The 11,823-nt window shown below is 63.5% G+C and carries 17 protein-coding genes; all 17 read right to left on the bottom strand.

All coding sequences use genetic code 11. The features are described from left to right. On the bottom strand, positions 1 to 1,672 hold a 1,672-nt coding region (locus AC3XYG_RS41700), incomplete at its 3' end, for a phage tail protein (RefSeq protein ID WP_489145814.1). A 3-nt stretch (positions 1,673 to 1,675) separates the two neighbouring features. After that, positions 1,676 to 1,987, bottom strand: coding sequence for a hypothetical protein (locus AC3XYG_RS41695; protein WP_489145813.1), 312 nt, complete (start codon positions 1,985 to 1,987; stop codon positions 1,676 to 1,678). A 3-nt stretch (positions 1,988 to 1,990) separates the two neighbouring features. Continuing rightward, the gene (locus AC3XYG_RS41690; RefSeq protein WP_489145812.1) at positions 1,991 to 2,320 is read right to left on the bottom strand and encodes a DUF6950 family protein; all 330 of its coding nucleotides are present in this window, start codon (positions 2,318 to 2,320) and stop codon (positions 1,991 to 1,993) included. Continuing rightward, the gene (locus AC3XYG_RS41685) at positions 2,313 to 2,975 is read right to left on the bottom strand and encodes a hypothetical protein (protein ID WP_489145811.1); all 663 of its coding nucleotides are present in this window, start codon (positions 2,973 to 2,975) and stop codon (positions 2,313 to 2,315) included. Before AC3XYG_RS41685 ends, AC3XYG_RS41690 begins: the two co-directional genes overlap by 8 nt. Beyond that, a complete protein-coding gene (locus tag AC3XYG_RS41680) occupies positions 2,972 to 5,020 on the bottom strand; it encodes a phage tail tape measure C-terminal domain-containing protein (protein WP_489145810.1) in 2,049 nt (682 codons plus the stop codon). The genes AC3XYG_RS41685 and AC3XYG_RS41680 overlap by 4 nt, the downstream gene beginning before the upstream one ends. A gap of 121 nt (positions 5,021 to 5,141) precedes the next feature. Continuing rightward, on the bottom strand, positions 5,142 to 5,327 hold the full coding sequence (locus AC3XYG_RS41675; protein ID WP_489145809.1) for a hypothetical protein: 186 nt from the start codon (positions 5,325 to 5,327) through the stop codon (positions 5,142 to 5,144). 140 nt (positions 5,328 to 5,467) lie between these two features. Further along, entirely contained in the window at positions 5,468 to 5,791 is a 324-nt protein-coding gene (locus AC3XYG_RS41670; protein WP_489145808.1) for a hypothetical protein, read from the bottom strand. After that, positions 5,791 to 6,216 (bottom strand): phage tail tube protein, encoded by a 426-nt coding sequence (locus tag AC3XYG_RS41665; RefSeq protein WP_489145807.1) that lies wholly within the window; start codon positions 6,214 to 6,216, stop codon positions 5,791 to 5,793. Before AC3XYG_RS41665 ends, AC3XYG_RS41670 begins: the two co-directional genes overlap by 1 nt. Before the next feature lie 14 nt (positions 6,217 to 6,230). After that, positions 6,231 to 6,629: a tail completion protein gp17 gene (gene gp17, locus AC3XYG_RS41660; RefSeq protein ID WP_489145806.1), complete on the bottom strand. Its 399-nt coding sequence runs from the start codon at positions 6,627 to 6,629 to the stop codon at positions 6,231 to 6,233. 2 nt (positions 6,630 to 6,631) lie between these two features. Further along, positions 6,632 to 7,087, bottom strand: coding sequence for an HK97-gp10 family putative phage morphogenesis protein (locus tag AC3XYG_RS41655; RefSeq protein WP_489145805.1), 456 nt, complete (start codon positions 7,085 to 7,087; stop codon positions 6,632 to 6,634). A 132-nt stretch (positions 7,088 to 7,219) separates the two neighbouring features. Further along, on the bottom strand, positions 7,220 to 7,630 hold the full coding sequence (locus AC3XYG_RS41650) for a hypothetical protein (RefSeq protein ID WP_489145804.1): 411 nt from the start codon (positions 7,628 to 7,630) through the stop codon (positions 7,220 to 7,222). A 10-nt stretch (positions 7,631 to 7,640) separates the two neighbouring features. Beyond that, complete coding sequence (locus AC3XYG_RS41645) at positions 7,641 to 7,970, bottom strand: phage head completion protein (protein ID WP_489145803.1); 330 nt, start codon at positions 7,968 to 7,970, stop codon at positions 7,641 to 7,643. A gap of 151 nt (positions 7,971 to 8,121) precedes the next feature. Continuing rightward, positions 8,122 to 8,652 carry a head-tail connector protein gene (locus tag AC3XYG_RS41640; RefSeq protein ID WP_489145802.1) on the bottom strand — a complete coding sequence of 177 codons (531 nt, stop codon included), beginning with the start codon at positions 8,650 to 8,652 and terminating at the stop codon, positions 8,122 to 8,124. A gap of 3 nt (positions 8,653 to 8,655) precedes the next feature. Beyond that, positions 8,656 to 9,654 (bottom strand): hypothetical protein, encoded by a 999-nt coding sequence (locus AC3XYG_RS41635; RefSeq protein ID WP_489145801.1) that lies wholly within the window; start codon positions 9,652 to 9,654, stop codon positions 8,656 to 8,658. After that, the gene (locus tag AC3XYG_RS41630; protein WP_489145800.1) at positions 9,632 to 10,984 is read right to left on the bottom strand and encodes a phage portal protein; all 1,353 of its coding nucleotides are present in this window, start codon (positions 10,982 to 10,984) and stop codon (positions 9,632 to 9,634) included. Before AC3XYG_RS41630 ends, AC3XYG_RS41635 begins: the two co-directional genes overlap by 23 nt. A 7-nt stretch (positions 10,985 to 10,991) precedes the next feature. Beyond that, positions 10,992 to 11,345: a hypothetical protein gene (locus AC3XYG_RS41625; protein ID WP_489145799.1), complete on the bottom strand. Its 354-nt coding sequence runs from the start codon at positions 11,343 to 11,345 to the stop codon at positions 10,992 to 10,994. A gap of 57 nt (positions 11,346 to 11,402) precedes the next feature. Beyond that, complete coding sequence (locus AC3XYG_RS41620; RefSeq protein ID WP_489145798.1) at positions 11,403 to 11,774, bottom strand: hypothetical protein; 372 nt, start codon at positions 11,772 to 11,774, stop codon at positions 11,403 to 11,405. Between the last annotated feature and the right edge of the window lie 49 nt (positions 11,775 to 11,823).

The following is an 11,823-nucleotide window of genomic DNA, read 5'->3' as shown; positions in this document are numbered from 1 at the left end:
GCGCGGTGTCGCCCCGCGCGCTGATGTCCGCGTAAGGGTAATAATCGACGCCCAGCGGAAGCCCGATCAGCGTCGTGCCCGTAACCGAAACCACGCCGATACCGGGCCACTCATAATCGTGGTCGCTGATCTCGATCTGGCCGTCCGCCGCGACCGCTTTGCCCGTCAGCGTGACGCCGGTCGGATAGACGGTCCGGATGATTACCTGCAGTTCGCTGTCGGTCAGCAGCGGGTCGGGAACGTCGATGGTCGGGATGACATCGGGAACGGTCGGCGTCGGCTCGCCGTAGATTTCCTCATTCTCCTCGCGCAGGGAAACCACCACGCCGAAGTCCGGAGACAGCGACCAGTCCTTCACGACGAACGCATAATTATCGAGGCCGTAGCGGGTCGTGTCGAGCTGCACGACATCGAGCGCGCCGGTCTTCAACCCCTCGATGTTCATCGGCCAGGTGACGGTCTTTTCGCACTGTGCCCGGCCCAGCAGGATATTCGCGATGCGCTCGGCCCGATGCCGCGACGTAATGAACGGCAAGTCCAGATCGACCTGCCTGATATCGGTCGGCGCGGGGACCGTGGTCTTGGTCCCGAACGGCGCGCCCTGATAATTGTCGCCCGGCTCGTAATAGGTGCCCTGAACCTCATTGGCAGCAGCATCAGCCGCATCGAAGGGAGAGACTACAATCCCGGCGGTCAGCGCATCCTCGCTCAGCGTCTCACTTGGAGGGACCCAATAGCCGACGCGCAGGACGTGCTTACCCTCGCTGAATACGTAGGAGCCCGCGCAGTTCGTGACGAGGATGTCGCGGACCTCGCTGGGTGCGGCGCCTGTCGTTATCACCCCATCCAGCGCGTACCGGGCCTCTCCCTCGATCACCTCGTCGCAGACGTTCGCCTGCACGCTGATATAGTCGCCGTCGGGGATCTCATCCGCATAGGCCCCGAAGCCACCTGCCTCGCGTGCCAGCGCCATCCAGTGATAGAAAACCAGCGCGGCGTTGTTCGAGTATCCGGTCGTGTCGTCGCGCGGGTCGTAAATCTCATCGCAGCCGTCGATGACCGCGGTGATATTGGGCATCCCCGCCTCGATCACGTCGTCGTTCATCCGGAACTTGGCGTAGATCGCGGCGATGCCATTGCCCTTGTGATTGACCGTCCACTTTCCGCCGCACTCCGCAACAAAGGTAGCGTTGGCCGTTTCGGCAGCCTCGCCACGCTGAAACCAGAGCCAACAAGCCGAAGCATAGGGACCGGTTAGGACATTTTCTGACCCGTCCACCGTCACAACGTCGTCGTTCAGCATCCACTCTTCATTGCCCGCACATCGATGACCCGCGACCGCGATCACGAAATAGCGATAGTGCTTCCCGTCGGTGTGCTTCTTGGAATGGAGAAAGACGAGCAGTCCGCCGACCCTGCGCCGGCCGTAGATGATGAAGCTGTTCGCAATCGCTTGGCGGAATACCTGGGGCGTCCCGCCTTGTGACGTCGGCCTTGGCGCGAGCAATGTGCTGAGCGCGAGACTGGCACCGACAACGGCCACGGCCACGATGGCGGTGGCGAGGAACCCGGTTATGCCGATCCCCGCCAGCAAGCCCGGCGCCAGATACGGGGCTAGTACAACGACGGCGACCAGCACAACAATGGCGAGGATTTTCAGAACGCGGCCCATGCCCTATGCCGCCGCCGCCAGAAAGGCCTGCCGGACAGCTTGCCAGTCAGGCTTCTTGATCCACTCCCACAAGTCGAGATGAGGGAAGCCGACGACGCGACAAACGCGGGCCTTGGCTTCCTCCAGCGTCGAGGCGTCGCCACGAGAGCAATAGGCGGCGCCGCTCCGAAGGCGGCAGTTTGCGCGTTCGAGCGCCAACGAAGCGCTGTAGGGCTTCATCACCGCAAGGTAAGCGAGTGATGTTGCCTTCGGATCATAAGCACCGGGGCCACACATTCCAGCCGCAGCCCGGCGGAGAAGTTCGGTTGTGGTCACGCCCTAGCCTCCCCGAACCTGCCAGATCGCACTTGCTTCCCTGAGCGGGACGGTCGCACCCATGCATTCAATCACTTCACCGCGGACGATGCCCAGCGATCCCCTGACCATTGCGATGTCGCCACGCCGCGCCTGTCTGCGTTCAATCGGCTCGCCCAGCACCTTCGTCGCCAGCTCGGCCAATGAGCGAACCCCGGCCCGGCGATACAGGTCAGCCGCCTCACGCCATGATCGCGGGCACCCGCCGAGCCGCGCCCACACGTCTTGCCCCGTGGCTTCTGTGATCCTCTCGACGGCGGGCTCAGCACAGTGCCGCGTCCGCCAGTCAGCCATTTACGTTCCGGGACGTGACCAAGCCCAAGCCGCCACCCGTCCCCGCCGCCATCGCGTTCTGCTCGGCCTTGGCCCAGAGGATGGGGACCTCGAGCATTTGGGACACGTATTGAAAGAAGAGATCGCCGGGAAATTCCCGCTGCTGGTTTTCGTCGGTGAACCGTTTTATGGAAGGACGCCGCTGATCGATTGCCCGGCTCTCGGCTGTGATTGTGACGCTCAGCGATGCGCCCGCGTCCGTAATTTCATATTTGTCGATCCGGCCCCGCCACAGCAGCTTCGTCGCAATAACGCTGTGCCAGTCGCCGCCTAGTTCAATGGCCCCCACATAGACTTCAACGGCGGCCCCGCGCGTCGCCTGGTCGGCAATGTCCTGCGCGTAGATCGCCGGGATGCCCGCCGCACTCTCCCCGAACAGGGTAATCTTTACGCCGGTCGCCGAGCCCCCGCTGGACTCGTCCACGCTATCGATCGCGCCGATGTTGCCGGCGCCGGTCCAGTCCCGGGAAACCGCGCCGCTGTCGTCGAACGTGATCTCGCCAAGCCCGCTCCACGCATAAACCGGATCTGGCAAATCAATGAACACGGCCATGAACGGCCTGACGACGGGCTCATCGATTGCCGCGATCAGTTCTGGTTCAAGGTCGCGGCTCATCGCGCCCTCCGACGAGCCTCGCCAACCGCCTGCATGGTCGCGTTCTTCGTGGCGTTGAGCCCCTGCACAAACTCTTGCTGGGTCACAGCCACGCCCTCGAAGGTGAAGCGCTGGTTGACGATGATATCCCCGCCACCGCCCATATTGTCGTTCGCGATCACAGTCCCCGCGCCGCCCATGTGCAGCAGCTCAGGACCCTTCTCGCCGATCAGATAGGTGCGCCCCGGTAGAACGGGGCCGCCGGATGCACGACCGGGGAACAGGCTGCCAGCGCCACCAGCGCCGATCCCCGCGAACGCGCCGCCACCGACCCCTCCGAAAGCACCGCCACCTCCACCAAGGAGCCCGCCCAGCATGTTCGCCAGCGGGCCGATGATCGCCTTCTGAAGCTGGATGCGGAGAAGGTCGGCGATGATGCCGGTCACCACGCTCTTGAACACATCGCCCATCTTGCGAGCGCCGGTCACAACATCGACCAGCCCATCGGTGATCGACTGGAGGCCGTCGACAGCGATCGACTGGAGCGATTCACGAACCTGTTCCGCGGTGCGCGGCAGCTCGGTCATGTAGGCTTCAAGCGGCCCCATCGTGTCGCGCCTGATCCGGCGTTCGGAGGCAGCGGTCTGGTTCGGAAGATTGTCCAGTTCGAGCTGGGCGACAGAGGCCGCATGTTCGTCTCTGTTGTCGCGAGCCCGCTGGATACGAAGGGCCAAAGCGTCCCGGCGTTGCTCCGTCGTGATCCTCAGAATATCCAGCTCGATCCGGCGGCGCTCTTCCATCGTGCGGGCCATGTCGGCTTCTGCCTGGAGCCGGTCGCGGGCATATCCCTGCTGCTGCTCGGCCCGCTCATTCTCCTGCTCCTGAACGCGGAGATTGTACTGGCGGGCGCGAACCTCCGCCTCGGTCGCGATCAGGATGCGCTTGCGCTCATAAAGCTCGGCAAGCTGCGTATCGTTCAGCTCATTCTGTGACCGACGAAATGCCTGCTCCGCCTCCCATTTCTGGTTTTCGATGACGACGATGCTGCCCTGAATTTCGTTGATCTCGTCGATGTTAGAGGTGTTTTCCTCCATGGCCCGCAAGTTCGCGATCTCGGCGTCGCGAAGCTCCTGCTCGTACTGGTGACGGCGCCTTGCGGCCTGCTCCGCGTCGTTGTTGCTGCCACCGCCTGAACGGGTCGACGCGAGATTGAGCTGAGGACCGCGCGGAGCGCTGGCGGCACGACCCCCTACGCCGAGAATACCTCGCCCGATCTGGGGGCCGCGAACGGAATTAACGGCATCGGTCAGATAGCCGCTCATGTTTGTGGTGAACGGGCGAATAATCGCGGCCGCCATCCGCCCAAGCCATCCCACGATCTGAATGACCGCGCTAAGGATGGTCCCCAGAATACGAGCGAACTCGATCAGGCCGGGAAGCGCGTCAACGATAGCTCCAAGAAGCTGCACGCGAAGCGCCGCGCCAAGTTCAGATAGTGCGTCGGCGGCACGGTCTGCCTTGTCCGCCTGCTCCTGCGTTATCACGCCGTTGCGGATCGCGGCTTGCGTGGCGGCATCCCATCCCGCGCGACCCTGCGCGAGGATCGGCAAAAGTTCAGATGCGCCGCGACCGAACAAGCGCTGTGCAGCGGCGGCTTGCTGTGCTGAACTGCCGAACCGGCTGATCGCCTCGGCAACACGGGGAAAGGCTTCGCCGGCGTTCCGGAAACTGTCGAGCTGCTCCTTTGTAATGCCGATTGCGCGGAAGGACTGGATGGCGGCAGGGAGCCCGGCCTGCGCCTGACCCAGCGTCCGGTTGAGGATCGCAATCGCCCGCTCCATGCCCTCGACGCTCGCGCCGTTCTGGTCGGCGGCGAAGCGGAGGATCTGCAGTTGCTCGACGGTCACGCCGATCTGCTGCGCGGTCTCTGACAGGCTGGACGCCCATTGCAGCGTGCTGCGGATTTGCTGAATGAGGAAGCCGGCGCCCAGCGCAATGCCCAACCCGGTTGCTGCGACCCGCATCCCGGCAAATGCCTGCGACGTCCGGATCGACATGCCCGACATGGCGCGGTCAATGTCCTGCCCCGTTCGGCGGGCGACCGTCGAGGCTCGGCGCATCCCGGTCTCGTATTGAGCTGTGTTCGCGCCCAATCGGACCTGAAGTGCGCCGACTGGACCCGCCATGCTACGCCTCCACTTTCGCTGTTGGCTTTCCAGACTGTTTCGCCGCGATGGCCCGCATTGCAGTCAGCAGGTCGCTGGCTGGCTGGGCCGTCCTCTTGGACGGGCGCTTCAGGAACTTTTCCATCTTGCTGAGCTCGCCCGCAAAGGCCGCTCCGTTGAACGCGGCGGCATTGTAGAGCATCAGCATTTCGTGATCGCGCTTCCGCTCGCGCGCATCGGCCTGGGCACGAAGGGCGTTGGTGTAGGAGAATGCCGACTGAGCCCCGAACGTCTCCAGCGAAAACCCTTCTTCAATCCAGATGCGGAGCAGGTGGGGCCAGTCCCAGCCTACGCCGCCTTGGGAGGGTTTTCCTGTCCATCCTCCGGCAAGCCGAGATAGGAGCGCAGCACCTTACCCAGCGCCTCCAGCGTCTCCTTGTGGCCGACGCTGGAAATCAGTTCGATTGCCTCCGTTTCCGTCATCTCGCCGTCGACAAAGGCGCAGACCCACCTCACAAGGCCGTGCGCGCCGAGACCCAATTCGATGTCGGTGAAGTGGCTGTTGCAATCGCGACCGCTCGCATCCTCGAAATCCATCCACTTCTGGAAGGTCATGTGGAGCGTGCGGTCGCCCAGCTTGGCCTGGGCGCGGAGGGTATTCTTGCCGGCCATTACGCGCCAGCCGCTTCAGTGATCTGGCCGACCCACTTCACCGTCAGGATGGCGGTGCGCTTTTCCTCGTTGGGGTTCGACCGCTTGTAGTCCCTGACCAGAAGCTGACCCATGAATTCCCAAGTGCCGGCGCCGACGGGGACAACGATCTTGAAGTCGCGCGTGGCGCCCCTCGCCGCAGCGCACAGGGCATCCGTCGCGCTACCGGGCACCCAGTTCATCTCCAGATCGGCTTCTTCGCCGTCCTGAAGCGGCGAGGTGATATAGTCCTTGAACCCAACGGACCCGTAATGGCTCGCGTCGAGCAGATCGGCGGCCCCCGACGGGATCGGGAGATTGAACACTTCGCCGAGCAGCGTCAAAGTGCCGCCTGCGTTGTCGAGCCAGAATTCACTGCCGTTGCCGGTTTCAACTGCGGTCGTCATTGAAATGCCCTCCTTCAGGCGGTCGTGTAGTGAGAAGCCAGGTCAGCACTGGCGCGGAAGATGGTTGAATTTGGCACGTCCTCTGCGGGCAGGTCGCCCATGCGCCGGATAAAGGCCCGGCTGAATTTTATCCCGTTGCCGGTATTCGCCGGGACCAGCGCATCGATCGCTGCGCTCAAGATGGCATGGGCCTTTGTGTGGCTGGTCGCCCATGCGTCGATTTGAACAAGCACGGGGTTAAGCCCATCGAACCCGTTCATGTGCTGGGGCATTTCCTCAACGATATTCTGCAACGTGAGCGCGTCGAGGATCGATGCCTGTGGCCGGCTAACCCACGTGACCCGCGTTCCAACAAGGGCAGCGAGCGGAGCAGCGGCAAGAGCGCGGGCGCGCATGGCTGCCATCCAGTCCATACCTATCCCCTCGCCAGTCTCGCGACCTTGCGCGCCGCCCTGTCAGCCGCACGCTCAACCTCTGCCGCCAGTCCCGAATGGATCAGCCCAAGCACGATGCCGCGATTGCTCTCCCACGCCGGCCGCATGAACGGATTGGCCGGCGTGTCGATTGTCCCGAACTCTTCGAAGCTGGCGTAATTCAGGGCACCATTGCCGCCAGAGGGGCCGATGTAGACCTCGGCCTCATATTCCTTGGGCGTCTCTTGTCGTTGCCGCCGGGTCAGCTTGGTCGAAACGGAGATGCTGAACGCGAGACGCCCCGTGCGGTGGGGAGCCAGTTGCGCCGCATCATTCGCTACCGGCTCCGCTGCCCTTGTCAGCATCCGCCGCAGGACGTTTCGCCGCGTCGCCTTTCCGAGTTCCTCCAGATTTGCGACCGTCTGCGCCAGCCCCTCCAGCTTGAACGTCACCGACATCAGCCGCCTCCGCGTAGCCGTACTTGATGAGGCTTTCGCCTTGGCGGTCGGTGACCTCGTAGGTAGCGCCCTCGGCCTTCTCGTAAGATTTGCCGAGGGCGCTGCCGTGCGGCCTGATCGCCCGGACCAGCATCAGAGCGCCACTCCGCTGGCCTGAACTTCGATGTTCAGGATCGCAGCCGTGGTCGCGATGCCGAGAACGGTCGCATACTCACCAGAGCCCACATCCGCGACCGGGCACATGCCTCCGGGCGTGTCGGACATGTAGTAAGCGACGCCCGCCGTGAGAGTGCCGCCGATGGTGACCGTCCCGCCCTTCGCAATTGCCAGGGGCTGGTTATTCGATGCTCCGTGGAGGGCAACGCCGCGCGGGACGCGAGCTGCGGCGGTCGCCGAATTGCTGTCTGCCAACAGATACTTGTTGGTGGCGGAATCACGATAGACCCACTGGCCAGCCGTGATCGTGGCGCCGGCTGTGCCGTTTTCAACCTCGGCGTCGGAACCCGCGACGACATTTGCGGCAGTGATTGAAATATCGGTCATGGTCTTCTCCCTATGCCGCTCGAACTGCGGTGAAGTGGATTTCGTCGTTTTGGCCGATGGGCGCTGCGTTGGTGATGTCCCAATCGGACCCGTCAAAACTGATGTGATCGGTCACGACCACCTCGGCCAAGCTGGGCGTCCAGTTGGCGAGGAACGTGGCGATCTGCTGCGCCCTCTCCTGCGCTGCCTCGCGCCTCTCCTGCCCGGTCCCGTAGAGTATCTTGACCCAAGCTCCCGCCAGATAAGCAGGCGTCCCCGGCTCTTCCCCGCCGTGATCGTCGGTGATCGTCATGGGCCGCATGAAGGCAACTTGCCGATTGCGCTGCCCCGCCTCGATCATGGCGCGAAGCCCCAGATCGCCAGCACGATCAGCCCCCCGCTTAGGAAGGCAGAAAGCGCAATGACGGTATCCCTAATCAACTCTCTGCGGGGCTGCCCCATACAGAGAATTTCAGGCCCCTTTTCGCCAACGAAGAAGCGGGTGGCTTTAATCACAGGACCGGCGCCCAAAGCTGCGCACAAAGCGACTCCACCGCCAGCGGCACTTCGTAAGGCTGGCTCGGTGTCACCGCGCCCCGGTTGCGATACCAGTGTTCGATCAGCAGGAGCATCGCCTGAAGCAATACCTGCGGCTCCGCCCCTGCCGCATATCCTGCGGTATAGGTGACAGTGACCCCGCCATATTCAAACAGATCAGGCCATTCCGCCCCGGCCGCCGGGTAAATCCTCGCTGGATCGCGAGTGATCTGCGCAACATAGCCCGCGTAGGTCTGCGCGGCGCCGTCTGCGTCCAGATAGCCAACACTCGCAATCGAAGCGACGGGGCGCTTGAGAAGCTCGATATAGTAACCGAATTCATCGTGGCGCTCGACAATCGAGCGCTGGACCATGATGCGCCCGGTCGTGTTTTCAACCCATTCCCGAGCAGCGATAATGAGGCTCGTGATTAGCGCGTCCTCAGTGTTGTCGCTCACAACTCGACATTGTGTCTTAGCCTGCGCAAGGGTGACCGGCTCCGCCATGGTCTATTTCCCGCCGATCTTGGAAAGCAGGGGATAGAGGTCGCAAGTCACGGCCGAGCCGTCGCCATTGACCAGCTTCAGCAAGCCCTCGCCGTCGATCTCGACAGCCCGCAGCGGGTCTCCAGCGTCCCCCTTGACGCCCTTCTCGCCCGCTGGCCCACGCTCCCCCGGAACGCCCCGCTTGCCTTGTCCCGCAAGAAGCTGCCAGCCATCGCCAGGGCATGGTCCGGGGTCATCCTGCCGTGCCACGAAGGCGGCCCCGTTCAAAACAACAACGTCCAGTTCCTGATATTCGGAGGCCGCGTCATAGACCTTTCGAATGCGGAAAGACTTGCCGTCGACCCCGTCCCGCCCGCGCCCGGCGATCAGCGCCCAATCTTCATGCGGCGGCGCGTGCCCGGTGTCGCGCGATGCCTGCCATGTCGAGCCCTCCAACCGCACGACCGCGCCTTCGTAATGAACCTCGTCCATCCACTCGCGGACTATGGACAAGGCGCCCTGCTTGCCCTCTGGGCCTCGCTGGCCATCCGTGCCGTCTTTCCCGTCGACTCCATCCCGACCATCCTGGCCCGCGGCGCCATCGGCCCCGTTCTTGCCGGCCACCAGCGGAATTTCAAACCTGTGTGTTGCATCGCCCACGACGAATGACAGTTCGAGAATGTCGTCGTCGGCGCGGGCGTCGATATCCTCAATGCCCCTACCGTCAACGCCATCGCGCCCGTCCCTGCCGTCGGCTCCATCTCGCCCGGCCACGCCGTCAGCGCCGTCCCGGCCATCGCGCCCCGGTTCGCCATCTTTCAATTCGATCAGGCGCGCCTCGATCTTCGCCTCAACGCCGATCAGCCGGCCTTCTGCCGTGGCGGCGCGGGCCTCGATCTCGGCAATCTTCGCGTCCGCCTGCGCACCGATCAGCGCGACACGCTCCTTCGCCCTGCTTTCGGCCTCGGCGATGATCTCCCCAAGCGAGCGCTCAAGCGCCTCACTGTAGGCGAGCGTAGCCACGGAGCCTTTGCGAGATGTCTGCTGCCGTGAAGCCCCGTTCTGCATCGTCATCCTCTTCGACATCGTTGGCAGGGGGCGCCGCCACTGCTGGCGGCTTCATGTCCGTTCCGTAGCTCAGCGGCACAACCTGCTGCTGGACACGCGGCATTGCGCCGTGACCGTCAGGCACCGTGGGCAAGTCCATCTCGTTCCGCGCTTCATCAGGCGAGAAGATGCCGCCGATCACGCCATTCTTGAGCCCTTCGATCAGCTCTTTGAAGGCGCTCCGAAGCAGAGCCTTGGTGTTCAGCTCAAGATATTCGTCGGGATAGCCGCCAAGCTTGAACAGCAAGCCGAACGCTTCCTCGATATGGTTCAGTGCGAACCCCAGCCCACTCGCGACCCAGGACTGCATCAGCATCTCGGTCGAGGCGAACGGCGTGCCGCCGACACCGAGGATCTGAAGCGGAATACGGAACGCCAGCGCGACATTCTGGTCCGTCATTTTCAGCATCTCGGCGAGCGCCGAGTCGTGCGCGTTCGTCGCGACCGGCTTGGCCTTGAGCCCCCATGTCAGAATCGGCGTACCACCCGCGCCCTCGCCCTGCGTTTGCGCGTTCCAAAGTTCACGGAGCTGGTTGGTCTGCTCCTTCGTCAGCTTTTCGTCCGTCTCCAGCATGAAGGACGGACGAGCCTGATTCAGATAAAACGAAACCTGCTGATTGAGCGCGGCGCCGGCCATGGCGCGGTCGAGGATCGTGGAAAGGATCGGGCTCGCGCCCTTCAGCGGGTGTCGGGGCGTGTGAAGGCGGACATGAAGCACGTCGCGCGCCGGAACCGGCGCCGCCATGTTCAGGCGCTGCTCCACGATCTCGTTGCCGCTCAAATCGTAGAAGATCGAGCCGTCCGTCGCCACGCGAGCATAGCCGTTCCGCATCAGGTGAAGCTCGACGATTTCTCCGCGGTTGTTCCTGACTGCCAGCCCGAACGCCTCCCCTGTCTCGTACAGGCGCCGAGTGAGGTTCAGGAGAAGGTCCGAAATGGATTGATAGTCGTTGGGGCGCTTCAGGATGCGAGACAGTGCCGACGTCTTGACACGCTCGCGCCCGCCATTGTCGAGCCTGCGCCAGTGATCGCCCGGGCACATCGCGACCGTCTGGGCATAGGCCGAGACACAAGCCTCGACCATCGCGCCGCTCTCCCCATAGGGGCTGACCGAGTAGCCCATCTGCCACCAGTTCATGAACCGGCCAGCAGTCGCCGAAAGCCAGCCATCCGAAAGCAGATATGGACCAGGGCGGTAGGAGCCCTCTGCCGCCTTCGCCCTTCCGGGGAAGATGCGGCTCAGCATGCCCAAGTCAGCGCGCCTTGACTTCGCGGGTCTTGTAGGCGGGCTTGGCCTTTTCCGGATCCATTTCCTTGGCCGGCGTCTTGAGGCTGAGGGTCTTCTTCGGCTCATCTGGGACCAGCTTGGCGGGCGCTGGATCAGCCTTTTCGGGTGGCGGCGCGTCGCTTACGCCAACCTGCGCAGCCTCGACGTTCTTGTTCTCGACCGCGCCTCGCCCGATGGACTGCGGGGTGCCGTCTCCGTGCAAGGCGACGGCGAGACCGCCCTTGTGGCGCAGAACGCCATCCTTTCCGGGCGAGACATCGTTCGGATCGGCGTGCGTGCCGTCAACGAGCAGATACCAGGTCAGATGCACATAGGTCATTCTTACTCTCCTGCCCGCTCAAGGTTGAGGGGCGGCCCGAAAGCCGCCCCGCCCCGTTTAGTCCTCGATGACGATGATGAACTGGCCGGTTGTGGCGTTGCCGCCCGCCGCCAGCACGATCTTCACGCGATCACGGCTGAGCCGGATCAGATCGTTCACCGCGACACCGCCAGCCGCATAAAGCGCGGCAACACCGGCGTTCGAATGCGTAGCGCCGCGAGGCATGCAGACCTTGGCCGCATTGACGTTGGCCTCGGTCCAGAGCGTTTCGCCCGTGGCTTCCGCGGTGATCGTGAAGTCGACGCCGTCCGTGAAGTTGGTCTTCACGTAGTGGATGGCGCACAGCTTGCCGGACAGAAACGGCGAATAGCCGGTATAGCTGCCATCGGCGGCGGTCGTGACCGAGATGCTGAACCTACGAGTTCCCATGGGAAATTCCTCTATTTATCGATGTGGGAAGGGGCGGCGGGACAGCCGA

It is taken from the genome of Inquilinus sp. (assembly GCF_057815775.1).
This window is presented reverse-complemented; position numbering and strand designations above follow the sequence as displayed.